General features: G+C 38.1%; 20 protein-coding genes. 19 read left to right on the top strand and 1 reads right to left on the bottom strand.

Annotated features, from left to right (window positions below):
• Positions 1 to 96 precede the first annotated feature (96 nt).
• From IEV41_RS07485 to spoVM, 18 genes are all read left to right on the top strand, one after another.
• Positions 97 to 2787, top strand: a complete 2691-nt coding sequence (locus tag IEV41_RS07485; protein WP_188387767.1) for a cation-translocating P-type ATPase — start codon at positions 97 to 99, stop codon at positions 2785 to 2787.
• A 330-nt stretch (positions 2788 to 3117) separates the two neighbouring features.
• A complete protein-coding gene (locus tag IEV41_RS07480) occupies positions 3118 to 4530 on the top strand; it encodes an amino acid permease (protein ID WP_188387766.1) in 1413 nt (470 codons plus the stop codon).
• Between the two features lie 315 nt (positions 4531 to 4845).
• Positions 4846 to 5784 carry a magnesium transporter CorA family protein gene (locus IEV41_RS07475; RefSeq protein ID WP_188387765.1) on the top strand — a complete coding sequence of 313 codons (939 nt, stop codon included), beginning with the start codon at positions 4846 to 4848 and terminating at the stop codon, positions 5782 to 5784.
• A gap of 210 nt (positions 5785 to 5994) precedes the next feature.
• Complete coding sequence (locus IEV41_RS07470) at positions 5995 to 6870, top strand: YicC/YloC family endoribonuclease (RefSeq protein WP_188387764.1); 876 nt, start codon at positions 5995 to 5997, stop codon at positions 6868 to 6870.
• Between the two features lie 64 nt (positions 6871 to 6934).
• Positions 6935 to 7552, top strand: a complete 618-nt coding sequence (gene gmk / locus IEV41_RS07465; protein ID WP_188387763.1) for a guanylate kinase — start codon at positions 6935 to 6937, stop codon at positions 7550 to 7552.
• Position 7553: 1 nt separating this feature from the next.
• Complete coding sequence (gene rpoZ, locus IEV41_RS07460; protein ID WP_188387762.1) at positions 7554 to 7772, top strand: DNA-directed RNA polymerase subunit omega; 219 nt, start codon at positions 7554 to 7556, stop codon at positions 7770 to 7772.
• Between the two features lie 135 nt (positions 7773 to 7907).
• Positions 7908 to 9107, top strand: coding sequence for a bifunctional phosphopantothenoylcysteine decarboxylase/phosphopantothenate--cysteine ligase CoaBC (gene coaBC, locus IEV41_RS07455; protein ID WP_188387761.1), 1200 nt, complete (start codon positions 7908 to 7910; stop codon positions 9105 to 9107).
• Positions 9104 to 11515 (top strand): primosomal protein N', encoded by a 2412-nt coding sequence (priA, locus tag IEV41_RS07450; RefSeq protein WP_188387760.1) that lies wholly within the window; start codon positions 9104 to 9106, stop codon positions 11513 to 11515. The genes coaBC and priA overlap by 4 nt, the downstream gene beginning before the upstream one ends.
• Positions 11516 to 11538: 23 nt before the next feature.
• Positions 11539 to 12024 carry a peptide deformylase gene (def, locus tag IEV41_RS07445; RefSeq protein ID WP_188387759.1) on the top strand — a complete coding sequence of 162 codons (486 nt, stop codon included), beginning with the start codon at positions 11539 to 11541 and terminating at the stop codon, positions 12022 to 12024.
• Positions 12021 to 12965: a methionyl-tRNA formyltransferase gene (fmt, locus tag IEV41_RS07440; RefSeq protein WP_188387758.1), complete on the top strand. Its 945-nt coding sequence runs from the start codon at positions 12021 to 12023 to the stop codon at positions 12963 to 12965. Before def ends, fmt begins: the two co-directional genes overlap by 4 nt.
• Position 12966: 1 nt before the next feature.
• Positions 12967 to 14310 carry a 16S rRNA (cytosine(967)-C(5))-methyltransferase RsmB gene (rsmB, locus tag IEV41_RS07435; RefSeq protein WP_188387757.1) on the top strand — a complete coding sequence of 448 codons (1344 nt, stop codon included), beginning with the start codon at positions 12967 to 12969 and terminating at the stop codon, positions 14308 to 14310.
• Between the two features lie 4 nt (positions 14311 to 14314).
• Entirely contained in the window at positions 14315 to 15415 is a 1101-nt protein-coding gene (gene rlmN, locus IEV41_RS07430) for a dual-specificity RNA methyltransferase RlmN (protein WP_205181465.1), read from the top strand.
• Positions 15416 to 15420: 5 nt separating this feature from the next.
• Positions 15421 to 16173, top strand: a complete 753-nt coding sequence (locus IEV41_RS07425) for a Stp1/IreP family PP2C-type Ser/Thr phosphatase (protein WP_188387755.1) — start codon at positions 15421 to 15423, stop codon at positions 16171 to 16173.
• A gap of 8 nt (positions 16174 to 16181) precedes the next feature.
• Positions 16182 to 18170 carry a Stk1 family PASTA domain-containing Ser/Thr kinase gene (gene pknB / locus IEV41_RS07420; RefSeq protein WP_188388723.1) on the top strand — a complete coding sequence of 663 codons (1989 nt, stop codon included), beginning with the start codon at positions 16182 to 16184 and terminating at the stop codon, positions 18168 to 18170.
• A 22-nt stretch (positions 18171 to 18192) separates the two neighbouring features.
• Positions 18193 to 19074, top strand: coding sequence for a ribosome small subunit-dependent GTPase A (gene rsgA / locus IEV41_RS07415; RefSeq protein ID WP_188388722.1), 882 nt, complete (start codon positions 18193 to 18195; stop codon positions 19072 to 19074).
• A gap of 2 nt (positions 19075 to 19076) precedes the next feature.
• A complete protein-coding gene (gene rpe, locus IEV41_RS07410; protein ID WP_188387754.1) occupies positions 19077 to 19721 on the top strand; it encodes a ribulose-phosphate 3-epimerase in 645 nt (214 codons plus the stop codon).
• Positions 19722 to 19789: 68 nt separating this feature from the next.
• Complete coding sequence (locus IEV41_RS07405) at positions 19790 to 20431, top strand: thiamine diphosphokinase (protein WP_188387753.1); 642 nt, start codon at positions 19790 to 19792, stop codon at positions 20429 to 20431.
• A gap of 221 nt (positions 20432 to 20652) precedes the next feature.
• Positions 20653 to 20733 carry a stage V sporulation protein SpoVM gene (spoVM, locus tag IEV41_RS07400; RefSeq protein WP_188388721.1) on the top strand — a complete coding sequence of 27 codons (81 nt, stop codon included), beginning with the start codon at positions 20653 to 20655 and terminating at the stop codon, positions 20731 to 20733.
• Between the two features lie 91 nt (positions 20734 to 20824).
• Here spoVM and rpmB read toward each other — a convergent pair whose 3' ends face one another.
• Positions 20825 to 21013: a 50S ribosomal protein L28 gene (rpmB, locus tag IEV41_RS07395; RefSeq protein WP_188387752.1), complete on the bottom strand. Its 189-nt coding sequence runs from the start codon at positions 21011 to 21013 to the stop codon at positions 20825 to 20827.
• Between the two features lie 380 nt (positions 21014 to 21393).
• On the opposite strand from rpmB, the gene IEV41_RS07390 reads away from it, so the two are divergent.
• Positions 21394 to 21753 (top strand): Asp23/Gls24 family envelope stress response protein, encoded by a 360-nt coding sequence (locus IEV41_RS07390; RefSeq protein ID WP_188387751.1) that lies wholly within the window; start codon positions 21394 to 21396, stop codon positions 21751 to 21753.
• Positions 21754 to 21763: the final 10 nt, after the last annotated feature.

Raw genomic sequence — 21763 nt, 5'->3', positions numbered from 1 at the left:
GTTATCTCATTTCTTATTTTGTTAATTATAGCATTAATTAGGACGAGTCTGAATAGTATTTCAGTAGACAACGTTATCTAGATATGAGGTGAAGGAATGAACTGGTATGAATTAAGAGGTGACCAAGTAGAAGAACGGGTAAATACGAGTGTAGCGACTGGTTTGTCGGAAGGAGATGTGAAAGCAAGGCAAGCGAAGTTTGGGAAGAATGAATTGAAAGAAACGAACAAGCAGTCTGCTCTTGTGTTGTTCCTATCTCAATTCAAAGATTTCATGGTATTAGTGTTAATTGGAGCAACGATTATTTCTGGACTGCTAGGAGAGTACGTTGATGCCATTGCAATTGTTGCAATTGTTATTTTGAATGGTATCTTAGGATTTGTGCAAGAGACGAGGGCGGAGAAATCGTTGCAAGCATTGAAAGAATTTGCAGCACCACAAGTGACAGTGAGACGTAACGGTAACTGGATTAAAGTCGCTTCGAAAGACATTGTTGTAGGGGATGTTATTAAATTTTCCAGTGGAGATCGGATTGGAGCGGATATTCGTGTTATTCAAGCAACAAGTTTGTACATAGAAGAATCTGCACTCACAGGGGAATCTGTTCCGGTTCAAAAGAAAGAACAAGCGATAAATGGTTCGCATATTGGTTTAGGAGATCAAGAAAACATGGCCTTTATGGGTACGATGGTAACACGTGGCTCAGGGATGGGAATTGTTGTGGCAACTGGTATGAAGACTGCTATGGGGCAAATTGCAGATTTACTACAATCAGCTGAAGTAATGATTACGCCGCTTCAACGAAAATTAGAGCAACTCGGCAAAATTCTGATTGTGCTTGCTTTAGGGTTGACTGCATTAGTTGTCTTACTTGGTATTTATCAAGGTCATAATATGTACCATATGTTTTTAGCAGGAGTATCGCTTGCAGTGGCTGCAATTCCAGAAGGGTTACCAGCTATTGTGACAGTGGCACTATCTCTTGGTGTTCAGCGAATGATTAAAAAGCGAGCGATTGTACGAAAATTACAAGCAGTAGAGACATTAGGGTGTGCGTCCGTTATTTGTTCAGATAAAACAGGAACGATGACACAAAATAAAATGATGGTAACTCATGTTTGGTCAGCTGGCGAGTTATGGAATGTAAATGGGAAGGGATACGAGCCTGTTGGTGAATTTTTTAAGGGAGATAAAGTAATTAATCCAACGACTTCCCGTTCGTTGTATCAAATGTTAACATTCGGTTATTTATGTAATAACACAGAAATTATTAATCGAAAAAAAGAGTTCATATTAGACGGTGATCCAACGGAAGGAGCACTTGTCGTTGCGGCACGAAAAGCAGGAATTACGAGAGAGTCATTAGCTACTCAATATGAAGTAATTCATGAGTTCCCATTTGACTCAGCTAGAAAGATGATGAGTGTAATTGTGAAAGACCGTAATGGGAAGAAGTATGTTGTAACAAAAGGAGCACCTGATGTTATTTTGAATATTAGTAATGGTGTGCTGTGGAATGATCAGTTAAGAGTCATGACGAAAGAATACAAAGACCGTATTCAAGAAACGATTCACACGTTAGGTAGTAATGCGTTACGTACGATTGCAATTGCGTACAAACCACTCCCACAAACAGCTAGGTCAGTAACGGAGAAAGATGCAGAAAATCAATTGACGTTTGTCGGTATTCAAGGGATGATTGATCCGCCACGTCCTGAAGTCAAACAAGCTGTGCAAGAGTGTCGTGAAGCAGGGATTAAAACAGTGATGATTACAGGAGATCATAAAATTACGGCGACAGCCATTGCAAAGCAGTTAAGTATTTTGCCAGAAGGTGGACGTGTATTAGAAGGAAATGATTTAACTAATATGAGTGTTGAAGACTTAGAGGGAGTAGTGGATGACACGTATGTATTTGCTCGTGTATCGCCAGAACATAAGTTGAAAATTGTGAAGGCGTTTCAAAATAAGGGACATATCGTTGCGATGACAGGAGATGGAGTGAATGATGCCCCCGCTATTAAGAGTGCGGACATCGGTATTTCGATGGGGATTTCTGGAACGGATGTAGCGAAAGAAGCATCGGCACTGGTACTATTAGATGACAATTTTGCGACGATTAAAGCGGCGATTAAAGAAGGACGTAATATTTACGAAAATATTCGGAAGTTCATTCGTTACTTATTAGCATCGAATGTAGGAGAGATATTAGTAATGTTGTTTGCGCTGATGTTAACTCTCCCGTTACCACTCGTACCAATTCAAATTTTGTTAGTGAACTTAGTGACGGATGGATTACCGGCAATGGCGCTCGGGCTTGATTCTCCAGAAGGGGATGTAATGAAGCGTAAGCCGCGTAATCCAAAAGAAGGAATCTTTGCAAGAAGTCTTGGTTGGAAAATCATTAGTCGTGGATTTATGATTGGGATTGTCACGTTAATAGCGTTCGTTATTACCTATAATCAGAATCCAAATGATTTAACATATGCACAAACAGTTGCATTTGCGACGTTAGTATTCTCTCAATTAATTATCGTGTTCGATTGCCGTAGTGAGCGTTCTATTTTCCATCGTAATCCATTCCAAAATATCTATTTAGTAGGGGCGGTAATTATTTCAGCATGCGTCATGTTAGCAGTTATTTACTACCCACCACTTCAAGTAATCTTTAACACAGTGTCCATAAAAGCGAGAGATTGGTTGTTAATTAGTGGATTAGCAGCATTACCTACATTCCTATTAGTAGGTGCTCTTTTCTCAAAGAAAAAGGAAGAGCGTAATGCATGAGATAATAGAAAGAATGGAGCACGTTAGCGTTAAAATTGCTGACGTGCTTTTTTGTCGTATAAGGATACAGTGACGATGAAAAAATATAAATAATTAGATGGGAATATAATACAATTTATTTGACGTTAGACGAGTGTTGACAAAAGTCCGAATTGAAAATAAAGTAGTAAGTGCTACATATGAAACGCTTTACAAGAAGAATAGATGTATAGTGATTTTAGACATGACTACATCAGATATTCCGTTGTATGACGTCATATGTCAATATGTATAAAAGCCGTATAGTGAGGAAAAGAAATTTACTCGTAACATGGAAGGAGCCGTCGTAGTATGAGTCAACTATTTAGGCGTAAATCAGTAGAAGGACTTCTACAAAATAATGGGGAAAAGAAAAAAATAACGAAGACGTTAGGAGCAATGGATTTAACGTTAATGGGAATTGGAGCTGTTATCGGAACGGGTGTACTTGTATTAACAGGTCTTGTTGCAGCACGCGATGCTGGCCCGGCCGTTATTCTTTCTTTTATTTTAGCAGCGATTGTATGTGGATTTGCAGCACTTTGTTATGCTGAGTTTGCATCCACAATACCTGTATCAGGAAGTGCTTACGCCTATACGTATATAACAATTGGGGAGTTCGTTGCTCATTTAATGGGGTGGACATTGTTATCTGTGTACGTGTTAACAACTTCGGCAGTTGCGGGTGGTTGGTCTGCTTATTTAGGGGGGTTCCTTGAGGGATTCGGAATCTATCTCCCGGACAAGCTAATGAATATACCGAGTAATGGTGGGCTTATTAACTTGCCTGCTGTTGTCATTATTTTATTTATTACATGGTTACTTTCAAAAGGAACAAAAGAAAGTAAACGCGTTAATAATATGATGGTAGCGGTAAAAATTGGAGTTATTCTTTTATTCCTAGTTGTCGGAGTATTTTATGTGAAACCAGAGAATTGGACGCCATTTATGCCGTTTGGAGTGGAGGGTGTATTAGCTGGTGCATCAGCTGTATTCTTTGCGTTTTTAGGGTTTGATGCATTGTCGACATCGGCAGAAGAAGTGAAAAATCCACAACGCGACTTACCGATTGGGATTATTACTTCACTTGCGGTATGCACAGTTATTTATGTTGCTGTATGTTTAGTAATGACGGGAATGGTTTCGTACACAGAGTTGAATGTTCCGGAGGCGATGGCGTATGTACTACATGCTGTAGGTCATGATGCAATTGCTGGGATAGTTGCTGCTGGAGCAATCATTGGAATTATGGCCGTTATTTTTGCATATATTTATGCAACAACTCGTGTATTCTACTCAATGGCACGTGACGGATTACTTCCGAAAGCTTTTGCGTCTATTAATCCAAAAACAGAAGCGCCAACAATGACGACCTGGCTATCAGGGGTTATCGCAGCGTTTGTTGCTGGTTTTATCGATTTGAAAGACCTAGCAAATTTAGCGAATATTGGTGCATTATTAACGTTTGCGATGGTAGGCTTATCTGTCATTATTTTACGAAAATCGCATCCTTCTTTAAAGAGAGGCTTCCGTGTACCTCTCGTTCCGTTCTTACCAATTGTATCTATCGGAACGTGTGTGTTTTTAATGATTAATTTACCTAGCTCTACATGGTTATACTTTAGCATCTGGATATTACTAGGTGTGGTCGTATACTTTGGTTATTCAAAGAAACATAGTGTTCTTGTACCGAAAGTACAGGAAGAAGAGCGCAAACGAGCATAAGTAATTAAGAAAGGGTATAGTACAATGGTGTACTTTACCCTTTTTATGTTTTCTGTCTGGAACCTTTTTATATGTTTTGTATATCATGGAGAACAATGTGAAAATACACGTGTACAAAAGAATATGAAAGAGATATAATGAGTGAGTTAAAAAGTAACGGAAAAGGAGTTGATAGGAATGAATGGACAGAGTACGAGTGAACCTGATCCGAGTAGTAGGTATGAGAAGATCATGATTTTATGGACTATCTTCGTTCATCCTATCGACGGTAGGAATAAATGTAGGTCTTCTCTTTAAAGAAGAGGGGGTTACGTGATGTTGCAGTTTTACTTAACAGATAGGGACGGCAAATTACAACAAGTAGAAGAGATGACAAAGAATTGTTGGATTAATATGATTGCTCCAACAGAAGAAGAAATAAAAAAAGTATCCACACAATTACAAATTCCATTAGACTTTATCAAAGATGCGCTAGATAATGATGAGCGTTCTCGTATTGAGAAAGATGATGATAAATTATTAATTATTGTCGATTTTCCTATTGTCACATATGATGAATTTAAGACACCTTATTATGAAACGATGCCGATAGGGGTAATCATTACAAATGACTATTTCATTACGGTATGTTTAAAAGATACACCAATTCTTCATGAATTTATAAACGGTAGAGTAAGAAGTTTCTTTACTTTTAAGAAAACAAGGTTTGCCCTGCAAATTTTATATGTTATTTCGTCTTATTATTTACGTCACTTAAAGCAATTGAATCGCCAAACAGATGAAATTGAAAAAGAACTTCATCAATCAATGAAAAATAAGCAATTATATGCGTTGATGAGTATTGAAAAGAGCTTGGTCTATTTCATTACATCGTTGAAATCGAACAAGATTGTCATGGAGAAGATGATGCGTCAAAATATTTTGCGCATGTATGAAGATGATCAAGATTTATTAGAAGATGTTATTATTGAGAATAAACAGGCGATTGAGATGGCAGAAGTTCATAGTACAATCTTAAGTGGGATGATGGATGCATATGCGTCAATTATTTCAAATAACATGAATATTGTAATGAAATTCTTGACGTCATTTACAATTGTGTTAACATTCCCGACGATGGTATTTAGTTTCTACGGAATGAATGTAGAATTACCGTTTCAAGATATACCTTTTGCGTGGGTGATGACAGTATCGCTTGCATTTGTATTATCAAGCGTTACGGCTATTGTGTTTTGGAAGAAGAAATACTTCTAAAATGATGTGGTTAATACGTGCAAGAAATGTGTGAGTTACCGCTTGTTAAATGAAAAGTTTTCTTGTGGATTAACGTTTCACTTTGGATAGGAAGTATGTTATAATAAGGATTCGCTAAGGTAGTAGAGATAGCTCTATTACCTTTTCAATTTATTTAGCGACTATTTGATAATGCTAAGAAGATTGAGAAAAGACAGTGGATGTGATCAAATGATAGTAAGTATGACAGGATTTGGAAGATCGGAATTTGAAACAGAACAATATCAAATGATCGTTGAAGCAAAGACGGTCAATCATCGATTTTTAGAAATGAACATTCGAATGCCACGCCCGATGATGAGGCATGAAGACAAAGTACGAAAAATTGTGCAAGAGGTCCTTAATCGTGGTCGTGTTGAAATGAATATTACAATTGAGGGACAAGGACTACAGGAGACGACGCTACAAGTAAATTGGGAGTTAATGCGCCAATATATGGGTATGCTTGAGCAGACGAAAGAAATGTTCCATTTGAATGATTCGATTACTGCGAAAGATTTAATGCTGCTACCAGAAGTTACATCGTTAATTGATGTAGAGAAAGAGGATGAAACATTCGTGTTGAATCTCTTACGTGTTGTACGAGAGGCGGTAGAACAGCTAAAAGGAATGCGTGAAAAAGAAGGAGAGTCATTGGAGAGAGATTTGATACTTCGTTTATCGAATATTCAAGACTCTTTATTAGAAATCCATACGCATATCCCAAATGTTGTGAAGAATTATAAAGAACGCTTGTTGGCGAAGTTTCAAGAATTACAGCTAAGTGAATATGATGAACAACGAATTTTAACAGAAATTACGATTGTGGCAGATCGTTGTGATATTTCGGAAGAACTTGTTCGAATGGACAGTCATTTAGAACAGTTCCGTGAAACGCTTCAAGCGAATGAGCCGGTTGGAAGGAAGTTGGAGTTCATTGTTCAAGAAATGAATCGTGAAATAAATACGATTGGTTCAAAGGCAAATGATTTATATATTTCAAAACATGTAGTTGAAATGAAAAATAATCTTGAAAAAATTCGTGAGCAAGTGCAAAATATTGAATAGTGTGTTTACATATGAGTAGCATCTCATTTAGATTTTAAAGAGTGAAGGGTAGGTTTTTTGCTATATGAAGCGAGAAAAAGGCTTGTTGATTGTGCTTTCGGGGCCGTCAGGTGTAGGGAAAGGTACGGTACGTAAAGCATTATTTAGCCAAGAGGATATCGAATTACAATATTCAATTTCCATGACGACGAGACAACCTCGTGAAGGAGAAGTGGACGGCGTTGATTATTTCTTCCGTTCAAGAGAAAAATTCGAACAGTTAATTAAAGAAAATAGGTTGTTAGAATGGGCGGAGTTTGTAGGTAACTACTATGGTACGCCTGTTGATTACGTAAGAGAAACAATCGAATCTGGAAAAGACGTATTGTTAGAAATTGAAGTGCAAGGTGCAATGCAAGTGAAGGAAGTATTCCCAGAAGGAGTATTTATTTTCTTAGTACCGCCAAGTCTTTCAGAACTTCGTAGTCGTATTGTAGGAAGAGGTACGGAAACGGAAGATGTAATTCATAATCGCATGCAGATGGCAAAAGAAGAAATTGATTTAATGGATGCGTATGATTATGTAGTAGAAAATGATAAAGTAGAGTTTGCTTGTAATCGCATTAAAGCAATCGTTCAAAGTGAACATTGCCGACGTGACCGAGTAGCCAAATTATATAAAAGCTTGACGGAGGTTGAATAAGATGTTAAATCCATCAATTGATTCATTAATGGAGAAGTTAGATTCAAAATATACGTTAGTAACTGTATCAGCAAAACGTGCACGTCAAATGCAAGAAGATAAAACGGACACAGTTGTAGAAAAGCCAGTATCTCATAAATTTGTTGGAAAAGCGTTAGAAGAAATTAACGAAGGATTACTTCACTACCGTCGTCTGGATTCAGCGAACGATAATGAATAGAAAGAAACGACAACCTATTTTTGATAGGTTGTCCTTTTTTTAGAAGGGGAAAATTTCGACATTTAAAGTTTCGATTTTTTATGATTAGGACTAAAATAGATAGTAGGAATGGATTAGACCGAAGGGGGCAACAACGTGAACGGAAAGAAAGTATTACTTTGTGTAACTGGAGGAATTGCTGTTTTTAAAGCAGCTGCATTAACGAGTAAACTTGTGCAAAGCGGAGCTGACGTAAAAGTAATGATGAGCACGTCTGCAACAAAATTTGTTACACCGTTAACGTTCCAAGCTTTATCACGTAATCACGTATACATAGATACATTTGATGAAAAAGAGCCACAAGTTGTTTCACATATTGAATTAGCTGATTGGGCGGATGTTGTAATTATTGCACCAGCGACAGCGAATACAATTGGTAAATTAGCAAATGGTATTGCAGATGATATGATTACAACGACGCTACTTGCGACGAGAGCACCAATCTTTGTTGTAGCGGCAATGAATGTACATATGTATGAAAACAAAATCGTAGAAGAAAACATGAACAAGTTAAAGAGTTTTGGTTATCATTTTATTGAACCAAATGAAGGATTCTTAGCTTGTGGATATGTAGCAAAAGGCCGAATGGAAGAACCTGAAACCATCATACAAGTTGTTGCGAAGTTTTTTGCTAATGAAACGTTGTTAAAGGGTAAGGTAGTACTCGTAACAGCTGGACCGACGCGTGAAAGGCTTGACCCGGTTCGCTATATGACGAACTTCTCTAGCGGGAAGATGGGATATAGTGTAGCAGAAGAAGCGGCGAAACTAGGGGCGGACGTCATTCTTGTATCAGGGCCGACTGATTTGCCTAATCCAATTGGTGTGAAGACAATTCGCATTGAGTCCGCGCAAGAAATGCTAGATGAAGTAATGAAGCATTACGGAAAAGTAGATATTGTTGTAAAAACAGCAGCTGTTGCAGACTATCGTCCCAAAACGGTACATGCTCAGAAGATGAAAAAACAAGAAGGTAATGCGGTTCTTGAATTAGAACGAACAACTGATATTTTAAAAACATTAGGCGAGTATAAAGAAACCCAGTTCCTTGTCGGATTTGCGGCTGAAACAACAAATGTAGAAGAATATGCGAAGCGCAAGCTAGAGAAGAAGAACTTAAATATGATTGTGGCGAATAATGTAACAAAAGAAGGCGCTGGATTTGGGACAGATACAAATATTGTAACGATTTATAAGCGCACGGGTGAGATAGTAGATTTACCAAAAATGCAAAAGCGTGAAGTTGCATACGAATTATTACGCCAAATTGCGTATGAATTGGATGAGGGTGTATGAAAAATATTGCAAGCGTCATTGTAGATGTTACTACAAGGCAATTGGATCGCCCGTTTGATTACTTGATTCCACCAAAGTGGGAGGGCACAATTCAACCGGGGATGCGTGTTATCGTACCATTTGGTCCAAGGAAAATACAAGGTTTCGTCATTAATTTAAAGAATGAACATGAAGTGAAGTTAGACAAGTTAAAAGCAATTGAAGATGTATTAGATGTAACACCGGTATTGAACAAAGAGTTGCTTCAACTTGGTTATTGGCTGACAAAAAAGACATTATGCTTTACGATTTCTGCTTTTCAAGTGATGCTTCCTGCTGCGATTAAGGCGACGTATAATAAATATTTGCAATGTACAGAGGAAGATAAAGTGAATCTTCCTGATGAATGGCAGGCGTTATTTCTAAACCGTACAAAAGTAGATTGGAAAGAAGTTGAGCACCTACCTTTAACTACAGTTCAAAAACAAATCGAACGCGGTGTGCTAGAAGTTGTGTATGAAGTGAAAAGTAAGGGTGGAAAGAAGACAGAACGAGTAATCGGCCCCATTGTCTCATTAGAGCAATTAAAACAAGTATATGAGGAAACGAAAGCGCAAAAACAGCGTGATGTATTGGCAACTTTCATAGAAGATGCCTCTCCGATTCGAAAGAAAATGTTACTTTCTTCGCTCGGGATTACTGATGCGCCTGTGAAGAGTCTTGTGAAAAAAGGTGTGTTAAAAGAAGACGAAGTGGAAATATATCGTGATCCGTATGCAGAGCGTGATTTTGTTCCAACGAAGCCGTTTCCGTTAAAGGAAGAACAGCAAGTAGCGTTAGATAGTATTAAACAAAGTGTTCACCATAATCGCCATGACGTATTTCTTCTATATGGCGTGACTGGTAGTGGAAAGACAGAAGTATATATGCAAGCGATTGATGAGGTGCTTCAGCAAGGAAAAGAAGCCATTGTCCTAGTACCGGAAATTGCTCTTACTCCGCAAATGGTTGAGCGTTTTAAAGGGAGATTTGGTTCGAAAGTAGCTGTATTACATAGTGCTTTGTCTGTTGGTGAAAAGTATGATGAATGGCGCAAAATTCAGCGGAAAGAAGTAAGTGTCGTTGTAGGGGCGCGTTCAGCAATATTTGCGCCATTTGAAAATATCGGCATGATTATCATTGATGAAGAACATGAGAGTAGTTATAAGCAAGAAGATAATCCTCGTTATCATGCGCGTGATGTGGCAATTGAAAGAGGAATCTACCACCAATGTCCAGTTGTGTTAGGTAGTGCGACACCAACATTAGAGTCTTTCGCCCGCGCGAAAAAGGGTGTATATCACTTATTGACAATGACGAAAAGAACGAGTGAGCAAGGCTTGCCGACGGTTGAAATTGTTGATATGCGTGAACAGTTACGAGGTGGAAACCGCTCGATGTTTTCAAAAGAGTTACATGAGAAAATTGAAGATCGCCTACAAAAAGGACAACAAACAGTGCTTTTCTTAAATAGACGTGGACACTCTACATTCGTTATGTGTCGTGATTGTGGATACGTAATTGAATGTCCTCACTGTGATATTTCACTTACGTATCACCGTATGAATCAACGAGTAAAGTGCCATTATTGTAGCTATGAAGAGGCGTTGCCAAAGACATGTCCAAGTTGTGAAAGTGATTATATTCGTTTCTTTGGAACAGGGACACAGAAAGTCGAAGAGGAATTAGTGAAATTATTTCCGGCAGCACGTATTATTCGCATGGATGTGGATACAACGAGTAGAAAAGGAGCGCATGAGAAACTCCTTAAGACATTTGGGGACGGAAGAGCGGATATTTTACTCGGAACACAGATGATTGCAAAAGGATTAGATTTCCCAAATGTTACACTTGTAGGTGTTTTAACAGCAGATACGATGCTGCATTTACCTGATTTTAGAGCGGGTGAAAAGACGTATCAACTATTAACACAAGTAAGTGGACGAGCGGGACGGCATCATTTACCTGGAGAAGTAATTATCCAAACGTATACACCAGAGCACTATAGTATTTCTCTTGCGAAGATGCAGAAATATGAACAGTTCTTTGTAGAAGAGATGCAAACAAGGAGATCGCGTCAATATCCGCCGTACTACTACTTGACATTAATTACTGTTTCGCACCCCGAATTAATGAAAGTTGTGAATGTCGTGGAGAAGATTGTGGCGTACTTACGTAATAAATGTGCAAACGATACAATTATCCTTGGTCCTGTTGTGTCACCAATCCCAAGGATAAAGGATAGATATCGCTATCAATGCATGATAAAATACAAACGGGAACCAGAGCTAATTAACTGGTTACAATTTGTGCAAGAGCAATACGCACAAGAAATGACAAAAGACAATTTACAAATATCGATTGATTTTAACCCAACAATGATGATGTAAGAAATAAATTTGGAGGAACAACATTGGCTATCTTAGAAATTGTAAAACATCCTAGTGAAATATTAGAACAAGAATGTGAGCAAGTCGTTACATTCGATAAGAAATTAATTAAGTTATTAGATAACATGTATGACACAATGCTGCAAGCAGATGGCGTTGGTTTAGCGGCTCCTCAAATTGGAGTTGCAAAGCAAATTGCTGTTGTAGATGTTGACGATCGTCATGGACGTATCGATTTAATCAACCCTGTAATTTTAGAAAGTAAGGGAGAGCAAGTCGGACCAGAGGGATGTTTAAGTTTCCCTGGATTATTCGGGGAAGTAACGCGTGCGAATTACGTGAAAGTACGTGCCCAAAATCGTCGTGGCAAAGTATTTACATTAGAAGCGACAGGGTTCTTAGCTCGTGCGCTTCAGCACGAAATTGACCACTTACATGGCGTACTGTTTACAGAAAAAGTAACGCGTTATTACGAAGAGGGCGAAATAGAAGGGGAGGATAAAGAATGACAAAAATCGTATTTATGGGGACACCAGAGTTCTCTGTACTAGTATTACAACAACTTATTCAAGACGGCTATGACGTAGTTGGTGTTGTAACTCAACCAGACAGACCGGTAGGACGTAAGAAAGTATTAACGCCCCCACCTGTGAAAGTAGAAGCAGAAAAACATAACATTCCAGTTCTTCAACCGTTAAAAATTCGTGAACAAGAAGAGTTAAATAAAGTGTTGGCGTTAGAGCCAGATTTAATTGTGACAGCTGCATTTGGCCAAATATTACCGAAAGAGCTATTAGAGTCTCCTAAGTATGGGTGTATTAATGTACATGCATCTCTTCTTCCAGAATTACGAGGCGGTGCACCAATTCATTACTCAATTATTAGTGGAAATGAAAAAACTGGTGTGACAATTATGTATATGGTTGAGAAGCTTGATGCAGGAGATATGTTATCAGTGGTAGAGGTACCGATTGAAGAGAGAGATAACGTTGGAACACTTCATGACAAGTTAAGTGTTGCAGGTGCTAAGCTTCTTTCTGAAACAATTCCAGACTTATTAGCAGGACGTATCACGCCGGTGAAGCAAGATGAGAGCAAAGTAACATTTGCATGGAACATCAAGCGTGAAGAAGAGAAAATTGATTGGACAAAGCAAGGGGAAGAAATTTACAATCATATTCGCGGAATGCATCCGTGGCCAGTTGCATATACAACGTTAAATGGCGTTACGCTAAAAGTATGGTGGGGCGAGAAAATCCCTACTATGAAAGAAGGGAAACCTGGTGAAGTAATCGCAATCGAGAAGGACGGTATTGTCGTTGCGACAGGTAATGAAATAGCAATTAAAATTATAGATATCCAACCTGCTGGTAAGAAGCGCATGACTGGTGAGCAATATGTGAACGGAACAGGCGCAAGTGTACAAGTAGGAGCACAGTTAGGAGAATAGCATGGCAAAGAAGAAAGTAAGAGAGGTTGCTCTCGACATTTTGCTTCAAATTGAGAAGAATGGTGCATATAGTAACCTTTTATTAAATAGCAGTATTGAGAAGAACAACCTTGATCCAAAAGATGTAGGATTATTAACAGAAATCGTCTATGGAACAATCCAACGAAAAGATACGTTAGAATTTTTCTTAGCGCCTTTCGTCAAGAAACGTAATAAGTTAGCGCCTTGGGTAATGCCACTATTACGTATGTCATTATATCAAATCGTGTATTTAGATCGTATTCCAGAGCGAGCTGCAATCCATGAGGCGGTTGAAATTGCGAAAAAATGGGGCCATAAAGGTGTATCTGGCCTCGTGAATGGTGTCTTACGTTCCATTCAACGAGAGGGTTTACCATCCTTAGAGGAGATTCCAGATGCTATTGAACGCATCGCAATTTCAACGAGTCATCCGAAATGGTTAGTAGAAGAGTGGACAAAGCAATACGGTTTGGACGTAACGAAGCAAATGTGTGAAGTGAATTTATTGCCACCAGTTCCATCTGCGCGTATAAATACGATGATGTCGTCTGTTAATGAAATGATTGAGGAGTTAACAGATGCGGGCATGGAAGTAGAAAAAGGTGATTTAGCGGAAGATGCGATTGTATTTAAGAGTGGAAATATCGCGCATACAGAAGCGTTTAAGAAAGGTCGCTTATCCATTCAAGACGAAAGTTCGATGCTAGTAGCACGAGCTTTAGGTGTTGAAGAAGGAGACCGTATTTTAGATAGCTGTGCGGCACCAGGGGGAAAAACATCTCATATCGCTGAGTTATTAAAAGGTAGCGGACAAGTCGTGTCACTTGATTTACATCCGCACAAAGTGAAATTAATTCGCGAGCAAGCAAAACGTCTTCATCTTGAAAATGTAGAAGCGAAAGCATTAGATGCACGAAAAGTACGTGAAGAATTTGAAGAGGAAAGCTTCGACAAGATCTTAGTCGATGCTCCTTGTTCTGGATTCGGAGTTATTCGTCGTAAGCCAGATATTAAGCTAGGTAAAGAGAAGAAAGATATTCAAAATTTATCTCGTATTCAACGTGCCATTTTAGAAGAGATTGCACCTTTCGTAAAAAAAGGTGGCAAACTAGTTTATAGTACATGTACAATTGAATATGATGAAAATAAGGGAGTGATTACTTCCTTCTTAGAGAATCATCCAGAATTTGAGTGGGATATGACGTTGAAAGAGCGTCTACCTCGTCCAGTACAAGAATTAATTGAAGATGGACAAGTACAGATTTTACCTCATCAGTTTTTAACAGACGGGTTTTATATTGCTTGTTTAAGGAAGAAGGTGTAATACTGTGGAGACAACAATGAATCGACAGAAACAAAAAGATATGAAGGATAAGAAACCTTCTATTTATTCATTAGAATTAGCAGAATTAGAAGCGTGGTTAAAAGAAAATAAAGAACCAGCGTTTCGTGGAAAGCAAATTTTCGATTGGTTATATGTAAAACGTGTAGCAAGTTTTGAAGATATGACGAACTTAGGAAAAGAGTTACGTCAGAAGTTAGAAAACTACTTTGAGATTACAACGTTAAAGACGTTAGTAAAGCAGAAATCACTTGATGGCACGATTAAGTTCTTATTCGAGTTATATGATGGTTATTCGATCGAGACGGTATTAATGCGTCATGATTATGGAAACTCTGTTTGTGTAACAACACAAGTAGGTTGTCGTATTGGGTGTACGTTCTGTGCGTCAACATTAGGTGGATTAAAGCGTAACTTAGAACCGGGTGAAATCGTAGCACAAGTACTAGAAGTACAACGTGCAATTGATGAAGATGATGCTCGCGTAAGTTCGGTTGTAGTAATGGGTATCGGTGAACCGTTTGATAACTATGATGCATTAATGAGCTTCTTACGTATCATTAATCATGATAAAGGGTTACACATCGGTGCTCGTCATATTACAGTTTCAACAAGTGGTATTATTCCGAAAATTTATCAATTTGCAGATGAAGGTTTACAAATTAACTTTGCGCTTTCACTACATGCACCAAACTCAGAATTACGTTCGAAGTTAATGCCAATTAACCGTGCGTATAAGCTACCAGAGTTAATGGAATCAATTAGGTATTATAATGAGAAGACAGGGCGTCGTGTAACATTTGAATATGGCTTATTCGGTGGCGAAAACGACCAAGTCGAGCATGCGGAAGAATTAGCACAATTAATTAAGAGTATTAAAGGATTAAAGTGCCACGTTAACTTAATTCCAGTTAACTATGTTCCAGAGCGTAACTATGTAAGAACGCCAAAAGAACAAATTAAGGCATTTGAAGACACATTAAAGAAACATGGTATAAATGTTACAACTCGTAGGGAACAAGGACATGATATTGATGCTGCTTGCGGCCAGTTACGTGCAAAGGAGCGTAAAGAGGAGACGAGGTGAGAAGCGTGAGAACGTTTTTTATGACAAACCAGGGGAAGGTACGTCAGCACAACGAAGATTGTGCTGGCGTATTTGAAAATGAAGTAGGAAATATTCTTGGAATTGTAGCAGATGGAATGGGGGGACATCGCGCAGGCGATGTTGCAAGTTCTATGGCAGTGAAACATTTCGCTTCGGTGTGGAAGGATACAGAAGAATTTACAACTCCACAACAAGCAGAACAATGGATTAAAGAACAAGTTACAATTGCGAATCAACAAATGTATGAGTATGCATCTAATAATATGGAGTGCCAAGGTATGGGCACGACATTGGTTGTTGTAATTTGTACACATCATTTCATGACAATTGGTCACGTTGGTGATAGTCGTTGTTACATGCTATCGGGTGAATCGTTCACGCAGTTGACAGAAGATCATTCATTAGTAAATGAATTGGTACGAACAGGACAAATTTCAAAAGAAGATGCGGAAGTACATCCACGTAAAAATGTATTGATGCGTGCGTTAGGAACTGAAGAACGAGTGGCATTAGACATGAAGACGTTGGCGTGGGAAGTAGACGATACCGTTCTACTTTGTTCTGATGGATTATCGAATAAAGTATCTATGCAACAACTTAATGATACGTTACGAACAGATGAAACAATTGAACGAAAAGCAGAAACGCTTGTACAATTAGCGAATGATCTCGGTGGCGAAGATAATATCACGCTTGTGCTAATTGAGCATGTCATGCCTGTTCAGGAAAGAGGGTGACGATGGACGTGATGATTGGAAAGCGCCTAAATGACCGCTATAAAATTGTGAAAATGATTGGTGGCGGGGGAATGGCTAACGTTTACTTAGCCCGAGATATTATTTTGGAGAGAGATGTTGCAGTGAAAGTGTTGCGTCTTGACTTCGCTCACAATGAGGAGTTTATTAAGCGTTTTCGTAGAGAAGCGCATTCGGTAACCTCTCTTTCTCATTCAAATATCGTAAATATTTATGATATAGGGGAAGAAGAGGGGATTTACTATATTGTTATGGAGTACGTTGCTGGTTTGACACTAAAGCAGTACATACAACAAAAAGGGCATCTATCCGTTCAAGAATCGGTAGATATCATGGAACAATTAACATCTGCAATGGCTCATGCACATCATTGTGAGATTGTACATCGTGACATTAAGCCACAGAATATTTTAATAGCTCCTGATGGAACCGTAAAAGTAACGGATTTTGGGATTGCAATTGTAACGAGTGCTACAACAATTACTCATACCAATTCTGTATTGGGATCGGTGCACTATTTATCTCCTGAACAAGCAAGAGGTGGACTAGCAAATAAGAAATCCGATATTTATTCGTTAGGCATTGTGTTCTTTGAACTATTAACAGGAAGACCACCATTCTCTGGTGAATCAGCAGTTGCAATTGCCCTAAAACATTTGCAGAATGAAACACCTTCATTAAAGAGATGGAATGACTCCGTGCCGCAAAGTATCGAAAATATCGTCTTAAAGGCGACAGCAAAGGATCCGTTTTATCGATACAACTCAATTGATAATATGAAAGAAGATATCATGACGGCACTTCAACCAGAAAGAATGAACGAGCCGAAATTCTTTGTTCCAGAAGATGTAGATGCAACGAAAGTAATGCCGGTTATTAAAGATGACATGTTTGATACACATGTGGACGAAACGATTGTTCATCATACAGGTGAAAAGCCAGTTGTTTCCGAAAAAGCCCCCGTTACGGATAAAAAGGAAGGAAAGAAAGGTAAGTTTAAATTGCCTGCTGGATGGAAGAAAAAATATTCAAAAATTATCATTTCATTAACAGCTTTTATTATCATTTCGGCGATTTTGATGTTTACGATCTTCCCGAAATTTATGTTCCCAGGTGAAATAAAGGTGCCTGACGTAACAGGAATGGATTATGATAAAGCGGTAGCAGAATTATCTAGTAAAGGCTTTGTATTAAATGAGCCAAAACAAATTCACGATGAAGAAGTAGAAGAAGGCAAAGCTATCAAAACAGACCCTATTGCTGGTGCCAATGTAAAAGAGAAATCGTCTATTACAATTTATAAATCGTTAGGAAAGAAAAAAGGCGAGATGAATAATTACGTTGGTCAACAATATACAGATATTAAAGATACATTGGAGTCGAAGTATAAAAGTGTAGATGTGACAGAAAAAGAAAGCGACAAACCAGCTGGTGAAATTTTAAGTCAGTCTCCAACCTCTGGAAAAGAAATTGTTGATACAGACACTGAGTTGAAGCTTGTTATCAGTAAAGGTCCACCGAAAGTGAAGATGCCTAATGTATCTGGTTGGACATTAAGTAATTTAAATGGGTACGCAAAAGATAATAAGTTAAAGGTAGAAGCAAAAGAAGAATATTCGGAAACGGTCGAGAAGGGAGTAATTATTTCTCAATCTCCTGCTCCGAATGCACAATTGGGTCCTGGAGAAACAATTAAGGTTGTTGTATCGTTAGGTAAGAAAGAAACACCACCTAAAAAGATAACAAGAACGGTTGAGGTTAAATATGAGCCATCAGAGCCAGATAAACCACAAACAATCGAAGTATATATTGATGATTTAAATAACGACATGAAAGAACCTGTGAAGAAAGAATCGATAACATCAACGAGTACAGTTACGATTCCAATTACGATTCCTTATGGAAAAGAAGCAAAGTTCAAAGTTGTTCGAGATGGAAAAGTATATGCAGAAGAAACGATTCCATACTCGGCTGAGTAAGAACGCATTGGAGTGTGAATATATGCCAGAAGGCAAAATTATTAAAGCATTGAGTGGATTCTATTATGTTGCCAATGGTGATGAGGTTATTCAATGTAGAGGTAGAGGAGTATTTCGTAAGAATAAGATTACTCCATTAGTTGGGGATCATGTAGTATTCCAGGCCGAGAATAAAGACGAAGGTTATGTATTAGAAGTGAAAGAACGCAAAAATGAGTTAGTGAGACCACCTATTGCAAATGTAGATCAAGCAATTCTTGTGTTTTCGGCGGTGCAACCAGGTTTCAGCACTCATTTACTTGATCGTTTTTTAACGTTAATTGAACATAACCATATTCGTCCTATCATTTGTATTAGTAAAATAGATTTGCTAGATGAAGAGGAAGAAGCGGAAATTGCCAAGTATGTAGAATACTATCAAAGTATTGGATATGATGTGTTGTTAACGTCGGCCAATGAAGAAGAGAGTGTGCAAAAAGTAATCCCGTATTTAGAAAATCAAATTACTGTATTTGCAGGGCAATCAGGGGTAGGGAAGTCTTCGTTATTAAATGCTCTTCGTCCAGAATTAGAGTTAAAAACAAATGATATTTCATCCCATTTAGGTCGTGGGAAACATACGACAAGACACGTGGAACTGATTGAAATAGGGAATGGTCTTGTTGCCGATACGCCAGGCTTTAGTTCGCTTGATTTCATCGGTATTGAGGCAGAAGACTTATCATTTTGCTTCCCTGAAATAAGAGAGTATAGTGTAAATTGTAAGTTCAGGGGATGTCTTCATGTTGCTGAACCCAAATGTGCAGTGAAAGAAGCAGTAGAGAGTGGAGAAATAAAGAAATATCGATACGACCACTACTTAACTTTCTTAGAAGAGATTAAAGATAGAAAGCCGAGGTATTAATCATGATTAAAATCGCACCATCTATTTTATCAGCAGACTTTGCAAAATTAGGGGAAGAAATTAAAGATGTAGAACGTGGAGGAGCAGATTATATTCACGTTGACGTAATGGATGGACATTTCGTACCGAACATTACAATTGGACCGCTAATTGTGGATGCAATTCGCCCGGTTACAAAGTTACCATTAGATGTACATTTAATGATTGAAAATCCAGATCGTTATATTCCAGAATTTGTGACGGCTGGAGCTGATATTATTACTGTACATGTGGAAGCTTGTCCGCATTTACATCGTACAATTCAGTTAATTAAATCATTAGGTGTAAAAGCGGGAGTTGTATTAAACCCTGCAACACCAGTAAGTGCGATTGAACATGTATTAGAAGATATCGATATGGTATTACTAATGACAGTTAACCCAGGATTTGGAGGACAGAAGTTCATTCATTCTGTTTTACCGAAAATTACGCAAGTGGCAACGATGGTTCGTGAGCGTAACTTGGATGTTGAAATTGAAGTAGACGGCGGTGTGAATGAAGAAACAGCTCGTCTATGTGTAGAAGCTGGAGCGAACGTATTAGTAGCTGGCTCTGCTGTATATAACAAAGAAGACCGTGCAGAAGCAATTTCTTCAATTCGCGGTTAATGAAAAAGACAACAGCCTTGTATTTGGTTGTTGTCTTTTTAATACATATTATATAAAGGGTGAGAAGAGTGCATATTCATATTGTTGCAGGTGGACCGAAGGAATATCTTCCTTCCCTACAAGATTTTCAAGAAGAGAATGTTATATGGGTTGGAGCGGATAGGGGCGTCTATTACTTATTAGAGCAAGGGATTGTCCCACATGAAGCATTTGGGGACTTTGATTCTGTTACAGAGGAAGAACTGTCTTTCATTCAAGAGAAGATTACACACGTTCATATTTTTCCAAGCCAAAAGGATGAAACGGATTTGGAGATAGCAATCTCATGGGCGTTGGAGCAACAGCCAACGAATATTAAATTATTTGGAGTGACGGGCGGGAGGTTTGATCATACGTTAGCGAATATGCAGTTGTTAGTAAAAGGGATAGAACAGAAGGTTTTAATGGAGATTCTTGATCGGCAGAACAGGATATGTATGAAAGAAGCGGGAGAATATAGTGTGCAAAAAGAAGAAGAGTACCCGTACCTTTCGTTTGTACCATTTACAAAAGAAGTAACAGGTATATTTCTGCGTGGGTTTAAATATAGTCTTACTAATGCTTCCATTCAGTGGGGTTCTACGTTATGTATTAGCAATGAATTAGTTGAGGATACAGGTACTTATTCGTTTCTAAGTGGCATAGTAATAATGGTAAGAAGCAAAGATTAGGTGAGTTTCATAAGAAGTAACGTGTAGCAATGTATGCAGCATGTGCTATTTCTGATGCATTTCTTAATGTAAAGAATAGTGAGATTCGGTATAGTTCATACACAAACTTATTAAAATATAAGGGGGTGAAACCCGTTTCCAAGTAAAAGACGTCGTTGGATCTAGTGTAGGGAAGACGACTCCTTATACGTATGAATAAGGTTTTGGTAATGGGAGTACGTATGAAATTTTATACGATTAAGTTACCGAAAATACTAGGTGGAATAGTAAGAGCCATGTTAAATACATTCAAAAAAAAGTAAAGCACCAAGAGCATTGGTGCTTTTCTCTATGAAGAGAATAAAAAATGGAATGGATGCCCCATTAAAGGGATATCCATTCCATTTTCAACGATTATACACGTTCAACTTTGCCAGACTTTAACGCTCTAGCAGAAACATAAACCTTTTTAGGTTTACCGTTCACTAAAATACGAACTTTTTGAAGGTTAGCACCCCAAGTACGTTTGTTAGCGTTCATTGCATGAGAACGAGAGTTACCAGAACGAGAACGTTTACCAGTTATAACACATACGCGAGCCATCTATATTTCCCTCCTTACATACTTTACATACTTGATTTTTTTATTGTTTTTGTTCATAAGATATGCTTAGAAACACTAATATACTTTAACATAAGAATTTCGAGAATGCAATACAATCGCAAAAACATTTCAAGAAAAAAACCTTGACACATGACTTAGGACTACATATATAATTACAAAGGAAACTATGTTAAAATGGTAGAATGGGGAATGAATCCGTTAATTTGTTTTCTTGACGTGGCATTTTATTTTGAAAAAGTATATTATAGTATATAGGTTATTGCTGCGGGAAATGTATGAATGATAGTAACATGTAGCAAACTGAACTAATTCAATTGGATCCTTTATATTAAATAATAAAATAAAAGGGGGAACTGAATATGACAATTGAAATGAAAACAAAGTATGGCAATATCGATATTAGCAATGAAGTAGTTGCAACAATTGCTGGAGGTGCAGCGGTTGATTGCTACGGTATTGTAGGAATGGCCTCTAAAAATCAAATTAAAGACGGGTTAACAGAAATTTTGCGAAAAGAAAATTTCACACGCGGAGTCGTTGTTCGTCAAGAGAATGATGTGGTACATATTGATATGTACATTATTGTGAGCTACGGAACGAAAATTTCAGAGGTAGCAACAAACGTACAAAACACAGTGAAATACACGCTTGATAAAACAGTAGGGTTATCGGTAGATTCAGTAAATATTTATGTTCAAGGGGTTAAAGTAATTAACTAATCCTTGGTTG

It is taken from the genome of Priestia taiwanensis (assembly GCF_014638355.1).
Classification (GTDB): Bacteria; Bacillota; Bacilli; order Bacillales; family Bacillaceae_G; genus Priestia_D; species Priestia_D taiwanensis.
The sequence above is the reverse complement of the archived record's forward strand: the minus strand, read 5'-3'. Positions and strand labels throughout refer to the sequence as shown.

What these genes read in the sequence shown, in the direction of transcription:
- IEV41_RS07485 (WP_188387767.1), top strand. Translation starts at nt 97, where the DNA reads ATGAACTGGTATGAATTAAGAGGTGACCAAGTAGAAGAACGGGTAAAT.
- IEV41_RS07480 (WP_188387766.1), top strand. Translation starts at nt 3,118, where the DNA reads ATGAGTCAACTATTTAGGCGTAAATCAGTAGAAGGACTTCTACAAAAT.
- IEV41_RS07475 (WP_188387765.1), top strand. Translation starts at nt 4,846, where the DNA reads ATGTTGCAGTTTTACTTAACAGATAGGGACGGCAAATTACAACAAGTA.
- IEV41_RS07470 (WP_188387764.1), top strand. Translation starts at nt 5,995, where the DNA reads ATGATAGTAAGTATGACAGGATTTGGAAGATCGGAATTTGAAACAGAA.
- gmk (WP_188387763.1), top strand. Translation starts at nt 6,935, where the DNA reads ATGAAGCGAGAAAAAGGCTTGTTGATTGTGCTTTCGGGGCCGTCAGGT.
- rpoZ (WP_188387762.1), top strand. Translation starts at nt 7,554, where the DNA reads ATGTTAAATCCATCAATTGATTCATTAATGGAGAAGTTAGATTCAAAA.
- priA (WP_188387760.1), top strand. Translation starts at nt 9,104, where the DNA reads ATGAAAAATATTGCAAGCGTCATTGTAGATGTTACTACAAGGCAATTG.
- fmt (WP_188387758.1), top strand. Translation starts at nt 12,021, where the DNA reads ATGACAAAAATCGTATTTATGGGGACACCAGAGTTCTCTGTACTAGTA.
- rsmB (WP_188387757.1), top strand. Translation starts at nt 12,967, where the DNA reads ATGGCAAAGAAGAAAGTAAGAGAGGTTGCTCTCGACATTTTGCTTCAA.
- rsgA (WP_188388722.1), top strand. Translation starts at nt 18,193, where the DNA reads ATGCCAGAAGGCAAAATTATTAAAGCATTGAGTGGATTCTATTATGTT.
- rpe (WP_188387754.1), top strand. Translation starts at nt 19,077, where the DNA reads ATGATTAAAATCGCACCATCTATTTTATCAGCAGACTTTGCAAAATTA.
- spoVM (WP_188388721.1), top strand. Translation starts at nt 20,653, where the DNA reads ATGAAATTTTATACGATTAAGTTACCGAAAATACTAGGTGGAATAGTA.
- rpmB (WP_188387752.1), bottom strand. Translation starts at nt 21,013, where the DNA reads ATGGCTCGCGTATGTGTTATAACTGGTAAACGTTCTCGTTCTGGTAAC.
- IEV41_RS07390 (WP_188387751.1), top strand. Translation starts at nt 21,394, where the DNA reads ATGACAATTGAAATGAAAACAAAGTATGGCAATATCGATATTAGCAAT.